Raw genomic sequence first — 22,888 nt, forward strand, 5'->3', positions numbered from 1 at the left:
TTACAACGTAACAAGTACGCGACCTTTACTTGTTAAAATAGTAGTAAAGAAAACCTTGAGGCCATCATATGACTTGTTCAAATGCGCTAAAATATCACAGGTAATGATTTGCTTGCCTGGATCAATTAAGATTTTAGACACTTGTACAGACTCCAGGCGCGGTTCATAACGAAGAATGGTTTCCTCCAAATGAGTCCTCAGCTCTTCTTGATAAGCAAACGAATAATCCTCAACTAGAGTTGGTAATTCGGATAATCCATATTCCCTGTCAATCGGGGCACTACCTTGTCTCGTAGATAGTATTTTTTCAATATGGTCGCGTATGGATTCAAGTAATATCGATGAATCCATTTTGGCTGACAAAGGAGATCCTTGACGAGCATAACGACGTACTCGTTCAGTTAAACGCTCTGCTCTCATTAACCAACCCGCATTAATTTAGTTAAATCCCAACCGAATTCTTGATTATTCTTTTTATCCATTACTTTATAAATTGTTGGACGCATGTCCACAATAAATAATGGGCCTGCTGGATGCGAGTAGGCATAATCTACCTCGAGTACTTTGGCATTTTCCAAGGTGATCTCGACAGCTACTTCAACCTCGCCTGAAGCACTGGAACGCAGGCAATGGATGAGGGCTGTATTTATATTTTCACCTGTGAATATACTTTGAGTATGAGGAACAACGCCTGCTTGATCCCATAATCCAGTAAGGCGAAAATATTTGCAATCGGGAACGCCGATCAGTTGGTTTTGCGCATCGAATGCTCGAGTGATGCGTTGTTTGAAGTCCAGGAGAGCGACCCAACCCTCATATCCTTTTACAGTACTGCCTCCTTTGACAACGCCTGAGGCTTGAGTGGTTATTTTTGCCATTAACTTATACTGAGTTCTGGCAACTTCACTGTCTGGGAGTATAGGTAACATGGCTATGTCATGTCCATCACTTTCTCTTGAAGCCACTTTTATTCTCCTTGTATAAGATCTAGACTACCAGTTAATTGGAGTGTGATATACGCCCCCATGAATTTGAAATGAGGACGAACAATTAATACACATTTATACCATCCAGGTTCGCCAGGAACATCCTCTACATTGACTTTGGCAAGCCTCAATGGTTTTTTTGCTCTGACTTCGGGGACTGGATTATCCATATCAACAACATAACCATTAATCCAGGTATTCAATTCACGTTCTATATCATCACGTTCTTTGGCTAGACCAATTTTTTCACGTTGTATTACTTTTAAGTAATGAGCAAGTCGGCAAATTATAAACATATAAGGAAATTGGGTTCCTAAACTATAATTCGTTTGTGCTGTTTTACCTTCAGGGGTATCTGGAAAATGCTTTGCTTTTTGGATTGAGTTAGCAGAGAAAAATGCAGCATTATCTGCACCCTTACGCATGGTGAGTGGAATAAATCCTTGTTCAGACAATTCATATTCACGTCGTTCTGAAATGAGTAATTCTGTTGGGATTTTTAATTGAATTTCACCCATTGCTTCAAAAAAGTATGAAGGTAAATTCTCAACAGCCCCTCCGCCTTGGGGACCAATAATATTGACGCACCAACGATATTTAGCGAAACTCTGAGATAAGCATCCAGCAAAAGCAAAAGCACTGTTTCCCCAACAAAAAGCATTTTCACCGGAACTTACATTTTCCTCGTAATTAAACGTACGAACACCATAAGTGTCTTTACCATAAGGCATCCGCAACATAAACCGAGGTAGAACCAGACCTATATAACGAGCATCTTCAGATTCACGCAGGCTGTGCCAGGGAATGTAAACAGGGCTTTCAAATATTGCTTCAATGTCATTCAAATGTGGCAACTCAGACATAGATTTGATGTTGAAAAACTCCGGGCTTGCTGCGGCAATAAAAGGAGCATGTGCCATGGCGCAAACTGCAGCGATATTTCTGAGTAAGGTTACATCTTTGTAACTTGGGCCAAATGAATAATTTCCGATGATGGCACCATAAGGCCTACCACCAAACTGTCCATACTCTTTCGTATAAACTTGTTTATATAAGCCGGACTTAGGTATTTCAGGTGCATCAATAAAATCATCAAAAAGCTCATCTTTTGATACATGAATGAACTCCACCAGGCTGTTTTCGCGGAAATCTGTGCGATCAACCAAGTACTTCAAGCTACGCCATGTTGATTCAAGTTTTTGAAATTCGGGATTATGGAGAATCTCATCCATTTGAGCAGATAACTGTTTATCCAGACTTGCGATAATGTCATCAACCAAAGCAGGAGTTACTGTTTCATCAGTAAGTTTGCTTTCGACAATATTGTCTATAAAAGCGAGCAATCCTTTCTGAGTGAGGGCATACTGTTCCTCATCATCAGTAATATTCGTTCCAGCAAATAATTTTTGCAGAGATTTTTCTTCTTTCTTCTTAGCGTTATCTTGTGCATCAGCCATGGCTGTCTCCTTGATTCAGCGACTCGATACTGCTTATTTTTTGTCTTTAATTTCTTTGACCAGTTCTTCGCGTGCTGCGGAATCTTTAACGATCGCATCCAATCTGCGTCGAAATTCTGGAATATTACCAAGAGGTCCCTTCAGTGCTTTTAGCGCTTCGCGTATCTCAAACAGTTTTTGTAACTGAGGGACTTGATGTAGAATCCCATCCGGATCGAAATCTCTCATCGTTTCAAACTTAAGATCAACACTTACGGTGTCGTCTTTGTTTTTACTAAAACGATTCGGTACGCGAACGGATAATTTGATGTTGTGTTCTTTTAGCACATCATTAAAATTATCTTTATTGATATTTACTGTTCGTCGTTTTTCTAAAGGGGTATTTATTCCACCAGGATAGAACTCTCCCAGAACGAGTTGGCGTAAAGGAAGTTCAATTTCCTCTTCAACACCTTCAATGAGGGCTTTATAAACAATATTAATGCGTTCTTTAGGAGCGACAGACTGTTCCTTATTAGTCATTTTTTATTTCCTTATCAAAGGGATGATAAAATAAAAAAAACTTCTCATATATAATTTAAGCTAGCATAAATCCCCAAATTTGCAAAATTATTCGATGTAATTATTAATTAAGTGGCTGAAATTGATAATAAATCTCGAGCATGTCAAATAGGTCCTTACATATCTATTAGTCCTCGTCATATTTAGCTTCATATTTAGGGATTGACATTCCTTGGCCTAATAGTTGGTACTTCGCCGCCAATGATGTAAAATAACCCCCATAAGATATTGTTGGGTAAATAGCCGATTGTTTTGCTATCGCTATGCCTCCCTTGACTTTCCCCACCCCGGTCTTTATTTTCTCAGTTATGGGCTCCGTTTTCTCAACTAAGGAAGATGCTTTGCCAATGAGTGGCTCTATTTCTGATTTAAATGCGCTACCCATGTCAACAAACGCGTCCGCTGCCGCTGTAAATCCTTGTTTGGCAGAACTCCATGTGGCTATCCCCGCCGCGTATAGAGGCGAACTTTTTGCTGCCTTCATAGCTGCATCTGCCATAACTTGAGCCATTGCGACAGCTTTTAAGGGGCCTGCAGGTTCTCCACCTGTAGCACCTAATTCCATCATAGGGCCACCCGATATATTGCCCAATATATTGACGTCAGCACTTGCTAAATTTATTGTCGCGTTAGTAGCCAACGTGATCGCCGCTTCTGATACAAGATCAATAGTAGGGGCGGTGATGGTAATTCCCTCTTCAGTGATGGTAATTGAAGAGGCTCCCACGGTAAGTGAAATAGATACCTCTGCTTCCTGCATAATATCGGGTGCTGTTTTCAAACTTGTCGAGGTATCTTGTTCATATCGCCAACCACCGCCTAATTTTACTTGAAAACCCGATGTAGAGTCGATTATTGCACCAGTTCTTGAAACAAAATCGAGTCCAAGCACGGAAACGGAACGAGCGCCATAGCAAGAGTAATAGTCAGCGCCATAAATGGTGTTCGACGAGGTGCCCGAAACACTCATCATATGATCTCCCCCAACACTCACCGCGTGATGATTAGCTATATCAGTAACCGAGTTTTTTCCAATACTCTGATATATGTTATTGTCTGTTCTGAGACAATAGCCGGCATCTAATTGTGAGTTAAATACATTATCAGTACCGAGTACCATCGTCGTATTATTGTTCGTTGTGGAAAATTGTATTCCTTTTGTCTTACCATCCTGTTCGTTTATGATGAATACATTGTTTTCTTTTGTGTACAGCCCCATATAATTTTGGCTATTAGAGGTAATGATGTTTCGATGAGTGGAGTTGCTCACTGCCCCAAGTATAATCGGCAAGTCTGGATTACCAAATTGAAAACCGATTACCACCTCATCGCCTTTACGAAGCGGCATATCAAATGCGTATTGATCGCCAATGTATGACTCCATTTTCCGCACCCAGGCAGAGCCTTTTCCTGGACTGTCATCACTCATTGCAAAGCGAAATTTATACATTCCTTTGCTATTAATTTGTACCGTATCATCATTTCCTTCATGATCAATAAACGCAGGAAATAAGCCATGAATACGGGGGATACTCTCCTGTAGGGCAGTCCTGTAAGCAATCGATTTATCAATGGCTCGATATTCGCATTTGAAATAATCCTCGGGAGAATGCTCTTCTCCTGAATGAAGGGATAAAAATGAACCTTTTTGTGAGCCTCTGTAGGTACTTTCAATAATCAACATTGGAATATTTAATGAGGCAATTTTGAAATTTTGGTGATGAATTATAGTACCTGGAATGATGAGCGAACCTGAAGAAATGCCTGTTAGAATTTCTTTTGTACATTTATAACTTTCACTAATAAAATTCGCGATTTGCTGGTTTTCTTTATTACTTTTAATGTTTTCTGTCCAAAACGATACTTCACCAGAACCTTGTGGATCGATTATCGCTTTCGAGGTATAGGGTTTGGATGATTGTGCATGATTGTATGATTTTACAGTGACTTTCTGTGGAAGAGCCTTGGTGGTAAGTTGAAAATTATAAACTAGATTTGCAGTGGGGTTCTTTTCACTGGCCAAGGTGTAGGACTGATAATAAATTTCGTTAATATCCTGGTTGTTTTTTAGCGTTGAGTTGCTGTCTGTAATCACCAGTATTTCGCCACTTTTATCTTGACTAAAATAATAAAATAGACCCTCACGCTCCATCCAGCGTGAAATAAAATTCCAGTCCGCTTCATTATACTGAAAAATAAACGCTTTGGGCTGGTGCTCCATCATCAAATCTAATTCAACTTGTGTAATTCCATTTTTATCTAATATCTTTTTAATAATCTGGGGAATCGATTTCTTAAGAAAAATTTCATTTTGTTTTGTATGTTGCAAGCGATTAACTTTGGGCATTAGGCTAATTTTGTACCTATAGTACTCATCGATCCCATCAAGCTGTGTAAAGGATACAACCTCTCCATGCAGAGGAGTCGTTCCACTTATTTTTTTAGGGAAGATTAATTGTGCTTTTTGATTGATTACTTGTTTTGCCAGAATTAAGCTTTTGCTCACAAATTCTATATTAAACTGATATAACTCAGAAATAGCCTGTTTGCCTTCGAATTCTAAAACAATGATTTCGGACGTGTTAGCTCCTGGAATTTCTAGTTGAGGCATCACTATTTGGGTTTTCATTAACACTCCTGTGCCTTGAAATGGTTAGGACTTCTAATGATGATGACAATATCGAAGTACTCTTGCGCCTGTCAAGCGGCATACTTTTGTTAATCCAGCTGATTCATTAATATCACTTTTTTTAATTTTACAACATTGACAATAAATTTTTCATCCATCATATTGTCATCAACTTGTTAAAGTTGATGTGCCGCATCAGGATTACTCTTCAAAGATGAAGATACTTAAAGATAAACCACACACTCTCATTACGTTCAACCACCGCCACAAGGGTAAACCGCAGTTAGCAGTTACGATTATGGCCATGTTTTCCTTTTCAAGAAGTGGTGAATTTCTGAGTTATGCAGATTTTTGGAAGGTTGCCAAAAAATCATTTAACTCCAGCCAGGGCGAATTTATCGATTTATACATGCCCAAAAAAAAAGCGGAGTTTTTTGTTAAAGGGTCTTGTTATGCCTATGACGACGATACCAGCACAAGTTTTGTGAAGGTAACGCTCGATGGCATGCAAAAGCAATTAACTGTTTTTGGCGATAGGCAATGGGTAGAAGTAGATTCAAACTACCATTTATCCAAACCAGCTTGCTTTCGCAGTATACCGATTAGCTTAACGAACGCTTACGGTGGTAAGGGACATGATATCAATCCTGATGGTAAAGGATTTATAACAACCAGTTCCTTCAAAGAAATAAAAGTGCCAAATGTTGAAGTACCGACACAACTGATAAAACAACCATCTGATACCCCTCAGCCGGCCTTATTGCTACCGCACTCACCTACGTGCAAGTACCAACTGGATAAATTTGGAACGTTTAACGAGGATTGGTTGTTAAACGAACGTCCTTATTATCCTACTGACATTGATTGGCTTTATTTTAATCTTGCAGAAGCAGATCAGCAAAATGAGCATTACTTTAATGGTGATGAAGCATTTACTTGTACCAATATGCATGCTGAACAATCAATAATTAACGGTCAGCTGCCTGGTTTGCGTGTACGTTGTTTTTATAAACGCATTGACAGTCCGGAGAGTTTGAGCGAATTAAATCTAAATTTGGATACAATCTGGTTATTGCCTGATGAAGAAAAAGGAGTCCTCATTTGGCATGGTATGCTTGATACTCAGGATATAGCCGCCAATGATATCGATTTTATCTACAGCGTTAGTGAATCTTTAAATGAACCGAAAAAGGATATCGATTATTACGTTAAACTCCGCAATAAACCCAAAGAAATGGCTATGCAAGCCAAGCCCAGAGAATCAAGAACCAAGGCTCGATCAGCTCCTCCGATTGGACTCGGTTTGGATTTAGATAAGGAGTTCCAAGACATTGCTAAAATTTTTCATCCGGACAAGAGCCTGGAAGAAATTGAAGCAGCAAAGATTTTTAAAGGAAAAACCCCACAGGAAATACTACAGGAAGTAGCACAGTTTTATAAAAATCAAAATCAACCAGTACCCGTATTTGATAAATTTACTTTTGCAAACGCTCAAAAGAACATAAACCCACAGCATATAAATCATTTAGACTATCTTAAAAAACAAATCATCAACAATGAGCTGCCGGAAGCGAAACAATCAGAAATATTAAAGAAGCTTGAACCATTTAAACAACAATTTACACGGCTAGATAAAGTCAGTGCTTTTACTCAATTTCGCACTGGGAGAGCTGGAAAATCAGCTTATTCCCGAGAAGATATTATTCGAGCGTTTCAAGAGGGAAAAGAATTTTCCAGTGAAAATTTGGCGGGTATCGATTTATCCGACTTGGATTTATCAGGTATCAATTTATCAGGCTGTAATTTAAGCGAATGCAATTTCACCCGCACCCGATTGGTCAAAGCGAATTTATCAACAACAACCCTGATTAATACCAATTTATCCGAAGCAATATTGGCTGATGCCGATTTATCGCAGGCTTTAATAAAAAATGCTGCTTTAAATCGGACTGATTTTAAAGAATGCGATATGCATAAAACACAGCTTGAAGGGTGTTCAGGGACGGAATGCAATTTTTCTGCAGCTTTTTTAAATTACGCCAAACTTAAAAATTGCCAGCTTGATGGAAGCGTATTTATCAGTCTAAAAGCCAATTTTCTTGATATTTCAGACAGTAGCTTTGATTCGTGTAATTTTTCTGAAGCAAGGCTGCAATTTGCCAATATTAATAGATGCGTTTGGATAAATCCCAATTTTGTTCAAGCCGATTTATCTCATGCACACTTTGATGACACAAAATTATCCAATGTGAGCGGGAACAATGTCCTTGCCCCTAAACTCTCACTAACTAAATGTACTATCGATAATCTAATGATGGAAGATAGCAATTTGGAGCATTTGAACTGTAAAGGAACAATTATTTCTAAGTGTCGCTTTTCCAACTGCTCATTGCCTGGTTTAAACCTGATGAATGCTCAATTAACTCGCGGCGATTTTATAAAATGTGTGATAACGAATTTGCGGGGTAATGATCATACTCACATATCAACTACCAATTTCGAGCAGTGTAATCTGAGCAAAGGGGCAATATTGGGCGGCGGTTATGAACAAATTTCTATTCGCGATTGTGATATCAACTCATCACAGTTTATTAATGGCACTGTAAAAAAATCAAATTTCAGCAAATGTAATGCTAAAAAGTTCAGGTTTGTTAATTGTAAAGTGGACTCCTGCCTCTTTCAGGACATCAATTTTTTTCAAGGCATTTTTCACAGTTCAACTTTTGCAAATACTGAATTCAATCATTGTAATTTATACAGCATACCATTTACCGATTGTCAGAAAAATGATGTGAAAATACTGGATTGCTTGGTGAGAAATATTTCGTTAAAACAAGAAGAGTCCTTATGAACGCCGAAGAGTTAGCAACTAAACTATCCAAAAGAGAGCTAATTAAAAACGTGTCGCTGGACTCCATAACCATTGAACATATTGAATCACACCGTGCTATATTTTTGGATGTTGTATTTAAAAATGTGGTGTTTAAAAATGTCCGGTTCGTTGCATCCGTCTTTGAAAAATGCCGGTTTGAACGGGTTACCTTTGAATCATGCACAATGCAGTTATGTACGATAATTTCCTCTACAATAAGTCAACTAAAAAGCCACAAGTCCAGCTGGATTGCTACGGATCTCCACTCCAATGAGGGCTCTATTGAAATTCGTGCCACCGAATCAGATTTTTCTAACAGCAAATTTCGTGGCCAGGATCTTAAAAATTGTGAGTTCATAAACTGTAATCTGACAAAAATCAATCTTTCAAAATGCGATTTATCCAAGGGTAAATTTATTGATAGTACTATGGAAAAAATAACTGCAAAAAATGCAAAATTTTTTTCAGTCCTCTTTGAACAGGTTAACTTGACTGCGGCAAATTTTGAAGCAAGCGAATTTAATCAAATTCAATTTGACCGTTGCAATCTCCATAGAAGTTTATTTATTGAGGCGAAAATTCAAGAAACAGATTTTTCAATCGCATCTGAAACAAAACACATCAATTTATTTAAAACGACTATAAAACAAACTACGTTTAAAGGAATGAACTTGTCCGCAGTATGTCTTCAGGAGGCTCAATTAGAGGGTGTTGATTTTTCTCAATGTCAATTAAACCCAAGTAATTTTAATCAGTCCAGGATAATAAATTGTCTCTTTGATTCTGCTAACTTAACGCAATCATTATTTGAAGAGTCGGAAATCAGTGATAGCTCATTTATACAAGCTGAACTCAGTTACGCTCGATTTAATAACAGTTTATTAACGACTTGCAATTTCGCTAAGGCAAATTTAAATTTAACCTCGTTGCATCATATTACCGAAGTTCGAGTCAATTGGGAGCATGCAGCTCTTGATACCGTACTGAAAACAAATCCTGAATTATTGGAAGCAGAACAATGGTCATAAAATTAAGGAATTCACCATGCTTGAATCTGATGTCGCCAGTATAAGTACCAACGGCGAGTTGCTGAAGGGAAAGATTAAATTCTTTTCAGATGATACCTACCATATCCTTCTCCAAGGACAATTGGTTAGTGCTCAGCCAGCTTTTTCCTGTTTAATAACCCCTTTAGTTGATGACGAAGTATTACTATTTAAAGACGCAAGTAATTATTATATTTTAGCGATTATTCAACGTTATCAATCAACTGCTTTATCGATTAAATTGGGAGATAATTTAAGTCTGGTTGGCGAGAATAACAATTTAAAACTTAATGCACCTACGATTAGCCTGACGGCAGATGACACTATTAATTTAAGTGCATCATCACAAAATATTGATTGTGATACGGGAAAGTTTTCGATAATACATGCTCACTTTCGAGGGGAAGAGTTAAAATTTTCCTATCAATCACTCAAGATGATTTGTCAGTATATACAAACAATTAGTGACACAATTAATACCCAGGCATTACGTGTTTATCACTGGGTAAATGAACTGGAACATCAATTCCTCGGTCGATTACGAACCATAGTAAAACACAATTACCGAATTGATTGTGATGAAATGGAAATTCATGCTGAAGGTGATACTAAAATTGCTGCAAAACAAATTCAATTAGGGTGAACAAATGACAATGGCGTGTATGATGGGGGGCGAAGTGCTCACTCCCGGTCCAATTGATATATGCAAAATGCCTCCTCGAGGTGTTCCTAATCCTTTTATGAATATTGGTACTTGGCTTATGAGTGTGGATTTCGTCCCAGTCGTATTAATCAATTCATCGCCAAGCTGTAATACAGGAACCATTATTCCCGAATCAAATGGGGATCAGGCTGGAACTATGGGCGGAGTGATTTCAGGGACGTTTATGCTTATAGTCACGCCCTTAACCGGTGCTTTTAATGTACTTATAGATGGTTTACCTGCAAATAACTTGGGTATGACTCTTACTTTTTCAAATGATACAAACACAACGGGGCTCTATTCCATACCTTCACAAACAGATGTGATTGCGCTTTGATGTAGAATGATTAGGTGATGCATAGCTCATGTCGCTTAAATGAAATGTAGTGAGACCCGGGAGCACTGTGCATCGTCCCTACATCACGCGGCTACCCTCGGGATGTAGGATAGGGAACAAGGCAATTAAAAACGCAGATTTAACTGTTTTTAATTGTGAATAGCTGTGGGGCTATGCTATTAAGATTGTTGTCGCTGGGTTTAAAGAATTGTTGTCCAGAAGATGTCGCTTGCTTATTTAAAACCTCTAAAAACTCATTCATTAGCGTTAATTGATTTTTAAAATCTTCTTCCAACTGAGGATTTGCTACACGCTTTTCTTCAAATATCTTAATTGAGAGTTTTAGCGCCTCTGCTGGCTCAAGCGGACCATTTTTATCTTGATAGGCACTCAATTCAGAAGAAATTTCACTTTGCAGGGCAATAAAAGGTAAGTGATTCTCTATGGCGGTATAAAGGTAGAGGGTAAATAATTGTTCTAATTGTTCTTTGAGTTCAGGTTGATCTTGGGCAAACTGGTTGAGAAATGCATTTTTTAGTGTCATAAAGCCCGTTAATATTTGTCCCATAGAATGTTGTTTGGAGATTAATGGCCGATGACCAAATTGTTTTAGATTTTGAGCAACGTAAGGATAATAATCGGCACTTTGACCGCCACGAAATTGCATTACTCCGTCACTATAAAGCCATGTAGTCAATTGCTCTTGGTCTAAAGACGTGGTATCGACAACCTTTTTTATGAATGCTCGCATTTCATTTTCATAAATGCTGAACGTAGAGAATTTTGTCATGAATAATCCTTATTCATCAAATTGAAAAAACGAAGACTATATAAAATACCAATAGTGGTAAAGAATTATTTTCAGGACTTCTAAATTTCAAGTAGACATTGGGAGTTATTTAGAAGTCCTAATTTTATAAAAAGCAGGATACTTTATATGCTGTTTAGATTGAGTTGGATTCATAATTAATTACTTTCAATCGCTTTTAAAATCCAAAAATCATGAACAAAACGATTAATAAAAGGGATTGGCAGCCGAAACATGGCTGCTTGAATACAATATCCTTGCATAAAGCGCTCCCAAGTAAACTGGCCTATACTCCCATTTTAGTATAGGCGCTACGCTACATTTTAGTATCGTCAGTTGCTAGTTAACGTAAAATGGATGGTTTAGTTAAATCAACGGATACAGAAGAGGGATCTTGTATGGTATTTGTTTTAAAAAAACCATGTTTTTTTAATGATATTCCGACTTCAATATCAACGTTCGGTTCAGATTCAGAGCTGTTATCGATTACTGCATCGTGCTCAAAAGTTAGGTTGCAATCTGTTTCTTCGTCAATTCCGGAGAAGCTGTCTATTTCTGAAATAGTATCAATTTCTGAATCGTTGTCAGTTCCTGAACTTACATCCATTTCCGGATCTATTTTTTTATGGCTTATTTTATTGTGTAATTGCTCATTTAAGTAGTTAGCAATTTCAGTTTGACCACTGGCAAGGGCCTTCCTATACGCTAATTTTAGTGATTCTTTTTGCGGTGAGTTGACAGAAAGTTCACATAAATATCGAACAATTTCTGGTTGTTTAGATTTAACTGCTGATTTTAACGCTTCTTCGATAGCACGCTGATTGAGTGAATTCATTTCATGACTACACAAATAGGCAACGATGCTCTGTTTGCCCCCTTTAACCGCGAGTAGCAACGCATCTCTTATAGCTGCTTTAGTCGGCGGATTCAATGATGAACGACATAGAGTAATCAATGTTTCCAGTTGATTGCATTTAACCGTCCAATTTAATGCTTGATTCACCGCATTATGGGTCGGTTTGATCTTGGTTGTCATGGAACAAAAAAACTCGACAAGCGCTGACTTTCCATTTTTTGCTGAGGTTATCAGTCCATGGTTTACCAAATTTTGATTTGAGGAATATGTAGGAGAATTATATAAGAAGGTAACAATTTCCATATGATCGTTTATGATGGCCTGGTCAACTGCATCTTCAAACCCTGCTCGCACTAATTTTCCAGGTAGCTCATTAAGGCATTGAACTACGGGTAAATGACCTGCCTGACACGCTTTTAAAAAAGCTTTCTGGATGACATGGGGCCGAGGTGCATTTATTGATAAATTACAAAGCCGTTGTATTGCCTCTACATGTATACTACTTGCTGCTTGATTCATTGCTTTTTCAATAGCAGCGAGAGAGGGGGCATATTGCTCTGAATCCGCCATAAACAGAGCAATATCCCAAAATCCCAATTCGATTGCCGAATGAAACAACTTATTGATTGTTGATTGGTTTGGCATATTGTCGGCAGAATTATAAAAATATTTAACAACATTTAGCTTGTCATTATTAATGGCCTGATTAAGAATTTTACTAATTTCTGTAGTAGAGGGCTCATAATCGTAAATGCTTAAGAGGCACTTTATAAGGTTTAACTGACCTTGCTCTGCTGCTAAAAGTATGATTTGTTCGAGTTCGTCCTCATTCAATTGCACTACATCGATTTGACACAGATGAGATACAACGTTCCATTGGTTTGCTTTTGCTGCTGTAATTATCGCTTTGTTAAAATCCTCCGGGGCAATTTGCTTTTCCAAAAGAGCGATTAAACCAAGATTGCCATATTTTGCTGCCTTAAGAACAATTGTTTTCCCTTCGTATTCTTTTTCTGCCCAGTTAAGTCGTTGTACTGGGGGGCTTTCCAGCTTTTCAATGATTTGTTTTCTGATTAATTCATTATCAATGGCCGCGAGAATTTCAATAAGAACACGCTCGAATTCACTTACCCCATTTTCTGGTATTATTGGAGGTAAAGAGAGCGCATCAATAAAGGCATCCAAATCAAACTGGGTCCTATGATAAAGAAAAGCAGTTTCAGCGATTTTTGCTTGCAATGCATACTTATGATTGAGATTGTATTTTGCTTGTGGTTTGATGAGCGTAAATACGTTAAGTTTGCGAGTTGCTTCAAGCCAAACATCTTCAATAATCTGATAATTGCGAGCGCTAAATGTAAGGTCGGCAGTTTGTTCTACTATGCAATCAGCGACACGCTGTTTTATTTGTACACTTTGTTGGGAAAGTATGGCCTCGCAATCCGGGTATCTTCTTAGCTGACGCAATAATTTTTCATCTTCAAATAGAAGGGGATGTTGCACAAGATTATCGATAATTGCTTGGAATACGAGTTGGGTTACAGGACCTTTTTTCTTTGAAAGTAGCGAGAATAATGCCGTTAATTGGAAAATAAGTTCAGGGTCAGAAGTATGCTTTTGGGTGATTTGATGAATAAACTCAGTAACATTTTTTTCGTTGATGTATTCAGAGAGTTTTGGTTTATAGGGTAATAGATAAAATACAGCTCCTTCATTATTGGATAAAAGCTCTTGTGCATTTCGATCGTCAATTAAATGAGCTAAATTTTCCAAGATTGTGGGGGAGGACTCGCGGGCAATAACATTAATAAGACTGGGTAGTTTCTTTGAGAGCGTTTCGGATTCATTCAGACTGTGGCGTAAGGCATCTAGCCATTTTGAATTGCTATGCTCTTCACAAGTAATTACTGCTGCGATTAGGAATTTTTGTCCAAACAGTTCGTATAAGGCTGAAAAATTCGTTGCAGTTGAGGAAAATTGTAAAGGCCATTCCTTTCTAGGAATATTCTGAAGTTGTTGCTCACTCAAGACTCCATCGAGTGCATAGTTCTGGAATCCTCGTTCATCACTACCCGTTTTTTGAGCCTCTTCCAAAAGTAACTTGGCTTGAGGAAAATGATTGAGCAAAGCATATAAGTAAAAAACTTCATTGTCTTCGGAATGTAGCGTAAATAAATTGTATTTCAAGAAATCATGAAGTAAATAGGTTTTTAGAATTTGTTCAGGGCTTACATTGAGCTGTAATAACCAGAGTATTAATGCGGCAAATTGCTCTGTATCACCAATCCAATCTCTGCATAATCCAATGATTCCCAAAGGATTCTTTTGATTGGATAACTTGTTGCTTAAGTGGTCTAAATAGTGTTCAACTCGTTTGGTTGCGTCATTATATTTCTGTTGACGCAACTCAGATTCAACGCGTTTTTGAATTTCTGGGAGATCTTTGAATAATGCTTCATTTTGTTGATAAAAAGCAAGCGTATTGTCCTTGTTATCCTGCAATAAAGCCTCAAATAACTCATTCAATTTAGCACTTGGAAATGGGTTTTCTTCATTAGATTTGGACAGCAGATATTTTAGCGTAATTAAGTATAACGAGTCTTGCGAAGCCTCATCAAATCTTTCTCTGCAAAATTGAAGATAATCCATGAATAAGATGTGTTGTTCTAACTTACTGGTCTCATCGCGTGGATCATGGCCTTGTAACTTGGCAAGACGGACATTACTCAGAAGCATACGGTTTGTCTGATTTGCTTGAAGTTGTTCCAATTCGAGAAGATCTCGAGACAGGATTTGATTGGATAGATGAAAAATTTTTTCATCGCTTTGAAGCCAGTTAAATAGCTTAGTGATCATCTTTTGGCTCGAAAGGATAACGTAAATATAAGATCTACTACAAACGATCTTGAGTCAAGATATTATTTATACTTTTGGCTCTCAATTTGATCTCAATGGCATTTGAATATCAGTGTTGAGAAAAAAACATTAATGGCTTAAAAATAAGGCAAATGGGGCAATATTGCGCTGTTAAACAAAGCGATTGGATTGAGTATATTTTTCTTGGCTGGATTTTTGATAGAAAGAAATTTTTACTTAAGTATCATGCCAAATAATTGAATTAAAAATAAGAAAAATGGAATAAGTCTGATTAATGGGCTCATAATCAGACTTATATGCAGACTAATACGAGGAGGGTAACCACAATCCTTGTGGTAATAGCGTCTTCCATGATGCTATAAATTCCTTTTAAGACATCCACTGTCATTCCTCGTTTAATTAAGCATAACAAAATGTTTTAAATTATCATCGCCTTTTTATCTCATATTCGTGTAAGAAATTTCTCAAACTGAGATAAACCCGCAAAAGAACAGAATGTGCTGATCGTCAAAATGTAAGTCTTAAGCTTTTTTCCATTTCGCTCAATTCAAATTGCTCCATGGAAAATTAATTACCCAGGTTGTACGGTAAAAAGGGTAGAACTAATATTTTCTTAATGAGAAAGGTGTATAATCCGGCATCAGTTCACCAACAATTTGATAAAAGTGCGCGACAAATTATTTTATACGCTCGAAGAAGAACAATCTATTACTCGTATTCAAAGTACAATCCGGGGAAGACTACATCGAAAAAAATTAGGTATTTATCATGCGCGAGATGTGGGTATGACTTATGAATCCACATGGTTGGTAGGCAATGATCCTAAAATCGAAGGCTTAGAGCCCTATGTAACTCCAACAGGAAAAATTGCTTTAGTAGGAACTTCTGGCTTACGTTCGCTTGGTTTAATCTGCGAGCTTGCTAATCAAGAGAATATACCTAAGCTTATTATTGTTGATAATAGTCTCAAAGTTATTCGTTTTTGGAGGCTACTGAGGGACTTGGCAGAACGCGTCGCCCCCCCAAATTTTCAAGTGTCTTTTGAGTCTTTTTTGCAAGAACATTCCTCTTTATTTAGAACCATTTCTGAAATAATTGACCCCAATATTAAGTATGAAAATCAAGATCCAGTAAGTTATATGAATAGCTTGATAGCTCAGTATGGTTTGGATTATGTCTTGTCTGTAATCAAAAACATGGTAATAATTGGTCAATCATGGGCAGAATCAAGTTTATTTATAGCCCTAAATAATATCTTAAAATTACATGGAATTGAAAAAACCTATACCTATCCTTCAAATATTGAAGCTTGCGTAGATGCCACTACAAGAGCTCAAGTTGCGACTAGCATAAAACTATTTAAACCTTGTTTATCCATTGCTTCGAATAATCAAGGTGGGATGCCAACCAAGGTTTTTCTTAAAATACCTGAGACACTAGAACAATCTCAGTTATCTCAAATTTCATTCGCTGCGATTCAAGAAATTATTGATGAAGAGCCTTACCGTGATTTGATAGCATCTAGTGCTAATTTGACGGTTAATATTCAGGAACTACTTAAGAAGCTTTTTTCTGCTATTCCTGGGCACGATAACAAATTATCCATGATATCAAATATAATATTGAGAAATATGAACGCAGCATTCTCAAACATTAAGGGAATAATTCATCCTGATAAACAAAAGCAAATGGTTTGCTTGTTTTTAGGAGGCGTTATTTTTGCCATGGCCTGTGACAACTTAAAATACGGTTATCGTTGTAACGATGAATTTAAAAAATATATTGTACACCTTGTTTCATCTGTGCGAGAAGAACCAGTATCTAATTTACATTGTATTCTTGGCGACAAATTGTTCTTTGGCGAAGACCCTTCTTTTTTACAAGAAGTTGGTAATAAAGTCCTCTCAAATTTGTCTGGGGCGTTTCTTTGGAATCTCTTTACTCAGACTTTAAATATGGGCTTTGGTACACCAAGAGCTTTTTTGCCTAAGCTTGATGCGACTAATCTAGCGTTGTTACTTAATTTTTGTGAACAACATTCGGATAATTTAGAGCGCGTTGATTTTGAAGTCAAACCTTTGGGTACAGAATTAGGATGCCGCATATAGTACGGTGATAGCTAAGATCATCCTGATAGTAAAACCTACTGACTAATCTGATGTATAAATTAGTTGAAGATGAATAGAAAGCAGGCCTAAACAATTAGGCCGCAATTATATTATAAAATCGTAATAGGTTGGATTGGTGTAGTAAAAATCAAAGATTTTTGCCCGGAAAAATGGATTCAAATTTTTTTTCAACTTACTTTTTGAAATCCTGCGTTGGGGGGGGGATGAATTTGATAAATTATTATTTAAAAGGCGAAAAGAATTATATTAAATGTATTTAAAATCAGTTGGTTATTTCTTATTTTTTCCTTCTTTCTTTCAAAAATTGTCCGGCACAAAGGATTTTTTAGGTGAAATTTCTCTTTGTTAATCAATCCTTAAGCTTCTTTGTTTTACACTGGAGAAAAGTCAAGAGGAGACTAGCATGTCAAACAAGAAACTATCTGAACGTTTAAATCAAGAGCTTGATGAGCTTGGTGTTCCTGCCCTAATGACCGAGCGAGTCCACGTATGCTCTAAACTGTTCCAATTACCTAAATTTAAAATTGAGGCACTATTACATGGTGTCGTTGCTGTGGATTCTAACTCCATGCAAAAAATTGCCAATGAGCTTGAGGTAAGTATGGATTGGTTGTTTGGTGAGGCTAAAGGAGAAACAACGCACTAGTCATATTTTAGAGTAGCCTGGAGACATGCAAAACCCAGGTTGCTCACTAGAGCTCTATTGATTAAGGTTTGAACAAGAGCGACTCATTATGCAATACCCCTACATTGGCAACACCTTGCTCAGATAACCAACGGTTTACTTTTTTATAGTCGGTGTAAACAGGTAAATCGGTACGCATTGCAGCTTCATGTATTTCTTTTATTACTTCATTAGATAGAAAATACTCAGGATAATATTTTTGGAGATGATTTTTCAGTTTTTTTCCTTTGTCGGATAACCAAAATCCACCATCAAGGGATGCTGAAATACAAATTTTTTGAATGTCTCCAAAACGTGAAAAACTAATAAGCTTATGCATAGAGTGCTTTCGTATGTAATGAGCAGTATTTTTGCCAAAAAATTGAGTTTTGCTATAGCGCTCCTTAACAAGCGCATTAGGTTTTATTAGCCAACTCCATGAATGTCGATTGTTTTTCTTTTCTAATATCCCGCCAAAAAAAAACCAGGTTCCTGAATACCCTGAGTTTCTGCCAGTGGATTGGTACCATGGAGTGTTATTAATTACCGTGATCAGGCGATAATGATCTTTTTTCCATAAGTTTACTGCGATCATATTGTTTCGCGAGTGTCGGTTTTTTTTTGTGCTGTTCTCTACAGATTTCATTGAAAATGAACTAGGTGAGTCATGAATATAACAATAAGCCAGACAGCATGTAGATTTCAATCGCTACCACCCAATCTACACTCAAATCTGGCTTTTCCCCAAGATTCTTCACTTGCGACTAAGAGACAAAACACGCATGGGCGAGGGGGTAATGACACACCCTAGGATAATCGATGATAAATATTAACCCCATGGTTGAATACGTCAGTAACATTAGCGACGCTGGGAATAGTTGAGTTACCTGAAAAAAAGGCGAGTCCTGCTTGTATACCGCGAGCAAAATTGGCACCTGCGGCTAAATTATTTAATGCATTAGGAGCAATTGCCTCGAATGCATGAATTGCGACATCGGGAAGATATTCTATTGCTGCGGCTTCTGGGTTATTGACGTATTGAAACATAACAAGTGTGGCCACCAGTGCATTGTAACCACGATATATTGTGCTCCAATTTAAAAGATTGTGCATAGTTACTGGTTTTGAGGTTGTTTGAAGTTGTTTTTCATAAGCCATTTTTAGTACTCCTTGTTTTTGTAAAAACCAAAAATCATACTTTCGCTCACCGTATTATAAGGTAAATTATAAATTTTAAAATGAACTAAATTTTTTGATTGATCTCTCTTTGATTCTTTTTTACTCATGACATTGAAGTAGAAAAAAAACAAGTTAAAATAATAAGTTACTTATGGAAAACCTTAATTCAAATATTTGAAGAGTTTTCATTAGTTACAATCAACTCACGATTAAATTCTAATTTGATCCAATCTATTTTATCTTTTAAAAGGATTTTAAAAATGCCACAAGGAACAACTTATTCTACTGTATTAGAGCGTCTTCAGGCGCGGGCGCCACAGTCCTCATCTGCCCATAGAAACGCACAACGTGGTAACGCTGGACTGGCTGTGACTCAACTCTCAGTACAAGCCGGCATGCAAATTGTTAACGCAACCAGCCCTATTCCTTTAATCCCTATATCTTTTGCCCAGGTACTCAATTCCGGTTATGCTCTATGTCGCGAGGATACCCATCTTAATGAAAAAGTAATTCAAGGGCTTCAAGCGATTTTTTCTGCCGTTATCTTGGGTTTAGCGATAACTTTGGTGTTTGATGATGAGCAGATAGTTGGACAAGTCATGTACTTATTTCAACTTCTCTATAGTTCTCTACTTCTGGTTTCATGGGGGGGGAGTGAAGTTTCAAAAGAGCCCACCCCAACGTCTACAGCTAACGCAGTTGCTCCTCGTATGCTTAAAAGCATAATTAAGAATCCCATTGAAGATGATGAAGAAATGGGCAAACAAAGTGAGCATGAAGATGATGCAGAAAACGATGAGGAGATGCAGTTAAGTAACAGAAAAAATACTTCTTCGCGATAACAGGAAAAAATGTATGCTTGGAGGCAAACGCAAACTGTTTCCTATCTGAATAGTCCCAAGAAAATACTGGGCCTATTTTAAGGCGAGGGAGTATGTGATTTAGCGTCGCCAAGCGGCATGTCATTAAGTGTTTTTTCGAATACGTCGTAATTATTGGAGTTTGACTCGGTATTAAGTATGGGAAAAAGAAGGTGTTGAAAAAAAACGGCTCTTTTTTCAATTTCTTCGGCATAGATTTCTGCTACAAGTTCGGGCTCATTTTTAAAAGCGCCACAACCCCAGGCGCCAAGGACTGCATGTGATTGTCCTGCAAGAATTAATGTATCGAGTTGGGCCGCAATTCGTCGGCGTAGATCTTCCCTGTGTTCTTTTAATACCTGAGGGTCTGTTGATTGGGACTCAGCAAAGTGCTCGGGAGCCGCTGACCTTAATTCATAAAAAGGAAAAATACTGTCCGCCGGAAGAAGTGCATAACTCAAATCTGGACTTACAACGTGTCCAGATGCCCCAAAGTCCTCCATCGTCGAAGGCAGCATTATTTCCGGGCCTCTAAAACATATTCTAGGTTCTGTGTCATGGAGGGTTTTATAGATTTCCTCAGGATAAATTATGGGGCAACGTTCCTTTAGAATGTCACGCTCTTTGGCGGTCATTTTTTTTCTGGCTTCTACTAACGCGGTTCCCTCCTCAGTATATACAAACAGGTTAGTCTCCTTATCCAATGTGACTATTTTATCCACTAACGAAAGTATGCATGTACTTCGATGCCATATATTTTCTTCTAGAGCGCTGCCACCTTCTAATGCTGCCCCCCCGGGATAGCGTTTATTTGATGGATTTAATAAGGTATAAGTTACGGCATTGTCCTTAGTTGCTTTTAAAGTTGCATCACCCCAATCTTGATATTTGACTTCAACTCTCGGGACAAATGCAGAGGTTGTTGCAGAGTTTAATTCTTTCCAACGCTTCATATTACTTATGGCAGTTTTCTGTAAGTATTGATATTCATCGGCATTGGTTACCTTAACTATTGTTTTATAGATACTATCATGACGCCAAAGATCCCCAGATAAGCTTCCTTTGAGAAAGCTGGGTCTATGTGATTCGTGAACTGTATAAATGGAAGAATATACTTCATTTGAAGGCATGCGACCTCTGAAAAATCTTATCCTACCGAGCATAATTTAAATCCTCAATGTAACTAGCAGCCGCTTGAATTCGATTTACATCGGCCTATTACTTTAAATGTCCTTTAGTCAAAAGCACAATAATGGCAATTAAAATAATCAATTAGAGCATATATTTATCATAGTGTATCTAGGTTGGAATTCAAGAATGCCCATAGCTATTCAGCGTATTTCATTAAACGATATGAAAATTTGTTTAGTTTTTGGGACGGTTATTTAATTGGAAAAAGGCATGAAAGAGAATCCATAATATATTATCTATAATTTAATTCATTAAATGAGGTATATTAAAAGTTCATAAAACAAGGAGTGTTTATTATGAGAAGAAATTCCATAAAGAATTTGAGTGGTTTCGTCATCCTTTCTTTTTCAATTCAAGCCGTAGCTAATGATACGATTCGAGTGCATGTCAAAACAAATGAAAAAACAGCGGCCGCATTAGGATATACTGTGGATGGTAAAAAATCAGGGTCTCGCGGAAAATCCTATGAAGGAAAAGGGCCTATAAATAAAGAATATGTATTTGGATATAGAAAAAACTCGGCATTTGGTCCCGATGTTTTATGCGGTTCACACGTTCTAACCAAAGACAGTATTGTAACGTTAATCACTAAAGGTGAACATTGCTCTATTGTAGTAAATAAAATAGGAACCTAAAGAAGCACTTTTATTGTGCATGATGGGTGCGTTTGAACTTTGTCGAAATGGAGCCTATCGGACAGATAGTGCTGCATCCTCCATCATTTGTTCATAAATCAAAACTAAAACGGAACCGTGCTGAACCTCCAAAAAGATTTCCGGCAAGTGAGTTCGATTAAAACACGAGGTTTTTCCTGGAAAGGAAAGATGTGCGTCATTGAGCTCCCATTGCAGACCAATTGAAGATAGGGTTGCCTCAGGTATTCCCATTAATGAAATTTTTGTCTGTACTGGCAATGAAAGATTCATTCTGGAGTGTTCATTAAGCACAAAACCTCTTATAGGTGGAGCATACAAAAGACAGTTTGTTTCCATAAAGATATTCATGTTATTCAGTATATGATCCAAATGCCCACCATTTATGCCAACGATAATAGCTGGCAATAAATCATTATCTTTTAAATAACACAGAGCTTTTTGGTAATCACTGCTGTTTTGATCCGGTGTATGAAGAAAAGGGTGATTTTCCAGAAGAGTTGGGTGTACAGAATCTAAATCTCCGGTAATTAATTGAGGACGAATTCCAAGCTCATATAAACTGTTTGCGGCGCCATCAGCTGCGATAATGGGCAAATTCATCGTCACAAAAAAAGATGAATCGGGTAATTCTCCATTGAGGCATAAAATAGATTGATAGCCGCTTAAATTAATTACATCGTGCATCATAATATCTTTTTAACAAAATAAGCAGCAAACTGACAATCAAACCCACCACATTAGAACTGATTACAAAGAAGGAGTCCGTGCTACTCCCATAAATAATCCAAGCTAAAGAACAAATGAGGTAATTGACTAGCATGATCATGGAAAGATCTTGGGTTGATCGCGTTTTTAATGATTTGATAATTTGTGGTAATAAACCAATAAACGAAGTAACAAAAGCAACACAGCCTGAAAACAAAACAATAGACACATTTTCCTCCGCTCAGACGAATGAGATCAGGTTCAAAGGGTTGGTTTAATCCTCTCAGCCATATAACAGGCACCCCCAATGTACAAATATTATTCTAGCATGAAAGAGCCTAACGACAAAGGTATATTTAGGAATGGCGGGCT

20 protein-coding genes and 1 riboswitch are annotated in these 22,888 nt (G+C 37.5%); of the genes, 8 read left to right on the forward strand and 12 right to left on the reverse strand.

Translation table 11 applies throughout. From position 1 onward, the window contains the following. The 5 genes from tssE to DGG96_RS04845 all read right to left on the reverse strand — a co-directional run bounded on the left by tssE (nt 1) and on the right by DGG96_RS04845 (nt 5,633). The gene (gene tssE / locus DGG96_RS04825; protein WP_110141825.1) at nt 1-420 is read right to left on the reverse strand and encodes a type VI secretion system baseplate subunit TssE; all 420 of its coding nucleotides are present in this window, start codon (nt 418-420) and stop codon (nt 1-3) included. After that, nucleotides 420-965, reverse strand: coding sequence for a type VI secretion system tube protein Hcp (locus DGG96_RS04830; RefSeq protein WP_110141826.1), 546 nt, complete (start codon nt 963-965; stop codon nt 420-422). The genes tssE and DGG96_RS04830 overlap by 1 nt, the downstream gene beginning before the upstream one ends. 2 nt (nt 966-967) lie before the next feature. Continuing rightward, nucleotides 968-2,443 (reverse strand): type VI secretion system contractile sheath large subunit, encoded by a 1,476-nt coding sequence (gene tssC / locus DGG96_RS04835; protein WP_110141827.1) that lies wholly within the window; start codon nt 2,441-2,443, stop codon nt 968-970. 33 nt (nt 2,444-2,476) lie between these two features. Further along, complete coding sequence (gene tssB, locus DGG96_RS04840) at nt 2,477-2,965, reverse strand: type VI secretion system contractile sheath small subunit (protein ID WP_110141828.1); 489 nt, start codon at nt 2,963-2,965, stop codon at nt 2,477-2,479. A 166-nt stretch (nt 2,966-3,131) separates the two neighbouring features. After that, the gene (locus DGG96_RS04845) at nt 3,132-5,633 is read right to left on the reverse strand and encodes a type VI secretion system Vgr family protein (RefSeq protein ID WP_110141829.1); all 2,502 of its coding nucleotides are present in this window, start codon (nt 5,631-5,633) and stop codon (nt 3,132-3,134) included. A 214-nt stretch (nt 5,634-5,847) separates the two neighbouring features. Here DGG96_RS04845 and DGG96_RS04850 point away from each other — a divergent pair, with 214 nt between their 5' ends. The 4 genes from DGG96_RS04850 to DGG96_RS04865 are packed head-to-tail and all read left to right on the forward strand — an operon-like array spanning nt 5,848 to nt 10,591. Next, nucleotides 5,848-8,484, forward strand: coding sequence for a DUF2169 family type VI secretion system accessory protein (locus DGG96_RS04850; RefSeq protein ID WP_110141830.1), 2,637 nt, complete (start codon nt 5,848-5,850; stop codon nt 8,482-8,484). After that, nucleotides 8,481-9,533 carry a pentapeptide repeat-containing protein gene (locus tag DGG96_RS04855; protein ID WP_110141831.1) on the forward strand — a complete coding sequence of 351 codons (1,053 nt, stop codon included), beginning with the start codon at nt 8,481-8,483 and terminating at the stop codon, nt 9,531-9,533. Before DGG96_RS04850 ends, DGG96_RS04855 begins: the two co-directional genes overlap by 4 nt. A 16-nt stretch (nt 9,534-9,549) precedes the next feature. Beyond that, nucleotides 9,550-10,194 (forward strand): DUF3540 domain-containing protein, encoded by a 645-nt coding sequence (locus DGG96_RS04860; protein ID WP_110141832.1) that lies wholly within the window; start codon nt 9,550-9,552, stop codon nt 10,192-10,194. Nucleotides 10,195-10,198: 4 nt separating this feature from the next. Further along, nucleotides 10,199-10,591: a PAAR-like domain-containing protein gene (locus DGG96_RS04865; RefSeq protein WP_110141833.1), complete on the forward strand. Its 393-nt coding sequence runs from the start codon at nt 10,199-10,201 to the stop codon at nt 10,589-10,591. A 139-nt stretch (nt 10,592-10,730) separates the two neighbouring features. On the opposite strand, the gene DGG96_RS04870 is transcribed toward DGG96_RS04865, so the two are convergent. Together DGG96_RS04870 and DGG96_RS04875 are read right to left on the reverse strand one after the other, a co-directional pair. Beyond that, the gene (locus DGG96_RS04870) at nt 10,731-11,381 is read right to left on the reverse strand and encodes a hypothetical protein (RefSeq protein ID WP_110141834.1); all 651 of its coding nucleotides are present in this window, start codon (nt 11,379-11,381) and stop codon (nt 10,731-10,733) included. A 361-nt stretch (nt 11,382-11,742) separates the two neighbouring features. Continuing rightward, nucleotides 11,743-15,111 (reverse strand): ankyrin repeat domain-containing protein, encoded by a 3,369-nt coding sequence (locus tag DGG96_RS04875; protein WP_110141835.1) that lies wholly within the window; start codon nt 15,109-15,111, stop codon nt 11,743-11,745. 686 nt (nt 15,112-15,797) lie between these two features. On the opposite strand from DGG96_RS04875, the gene DGG96_RS04880 reads away from it, so the two are divergent. Beyond that, nucleotides 15,798-17,240 carry a hypothetical protein gene (locus tag DGG96_RS04880; protein WP_126955502.1) on the forward strand — a complete coding sequence of 481 codons (1,443 nt, stop codon included), beginning with the start codon at nt 15,798-15,800 and terminating at the stop codon, nt 17,238-17,240. A gap of 424 nt (nt 17,241-17,664) precedes the next feature. Then, a complete protein-coding gene (locus tag DGG96_RS04885; protein ID WP_110141837.1) occupies nt 17,665-17,907 on the forward strand; it encodes a hypothetical protein in 243 nt (80 codons plus the stop codon). Nucleotides 17,908-17,968: 61 nt separating this feature from the next. Here the strand turns inward: DGG96_RS04885 and DGG96_RS04890 are convergent, their stop codons facing one another. Next, nucleotides 17,969-18,520 (reverse strand): hypothetical protein, encoded by a 552-nt coding sequence (locus DGG96_RS04890; RefSeq protein ID WP_110141838.1) that lies wholly within the window; start codon nt 18,518-18,520, stop codon nt 17,969-17,971. 212 nt (nt 18,521-18,732) lie between these two features. Continuing rightward, nucleotides 18,733-19,083, reverse strand: a complete 351-nt coding sequence (locus DGG96_RS04895) for a hypothetical protein (protein ID WP_110141839.1) — start codon at nt 19,081-19,083, stop codon at nt 18,733-18,735. Between the two features lie 281 nt (nt 19,084-19,364). On the opposite strand from DGG96_RS04895, the gene DGG96_RS04900 reads away from it, so the two are divergent. Beyond that, the gene (locus DGG96_RS04900) at nt 19,365-19,946 is read left to right on the forward strand and encodes a hypothetical protein (RefSeq protein ID WP_110141840.1); all 582 of its coding nucleotides are present in this window, start codon (nt 19,365-19,367) and stop codon (nt 19,944-19,946) included. A gap of 77 nt (nt 19,947-20,023) precedes the next feature. Here the strand turns inward: DGG96_RS04900 and DGG96_RS04905 are convergent, their stop codons facing one another. Next, complete coding sequence (locus DGG96_RS04905) at nt 20,024-21,094, reverse strand: poly(ADP-ribose) glycohydrolase domain-containing protein (protein ID WP_233590514.1); 1,071 nt, start codon at nt 21,092-21,094, stop codon at nt 20,024-20,026. 357 nt (nt 21,095-21,451) lie between these two features. Here DGG96_RS04905 and DGG96_RS04910 point away from each other — a divergent pair, with 357 nt between their 5' ends. Further along, nucleotides 21,452-21,790 (forward strand): hypothetical protein, encoded by a 339-nt coding sequence (locus DGG96_RS04910; protein ID WP_110141842.1) that lies wholly within the window; start codon nt 21,452-21,454, stop codon nt 21,788-21,790. 54 nt (nt 21,791-21,844) lie between these two features. On the opposite strand, the gene DGG96_RS04915 is transcribed toward DGG96_RS04910, so the two are convergent. Beyond that, the gene (locus DGG96_RS04915; RefSeq protein WP_110141843.1) at nt 21,845-22,495 is read right to left on the reverse strand and encodes a thiamine diphosphokinase; all 651 of its coding nucleotides are present in this window, start codon (nt 22,493-22,495) and stop codon (nt 21,845-21,847) included. Then, the gene (locus tag DGG96_RS04920; protein WP_110141844.1) at nt 22,479-22,745 is read right to left on the reverse strand and encodes a SemiSWEET family sugar transporter; all 267 of its coding nucleotides are present in this window, start codon (nt 22,743-22,745) and stop codon (nt 22,479-22,481) included. The genes DGG96_RS04915 and DGG96_RS04920 overlap by 17 nt, the downstream gene beginning before the upstream one ends. Continuing rightward, nucleotides 22,732-22,832: riboswitch (TPP riboswitch) on the reverse strand. (Overlaps the previous gene by 14 nt.) Nucleotides 22,833-22,888 lie beyond the last annotated feature (56 nt).

It is taken from the genome of Legionella qingyii, from assembly GCF_003184185.1.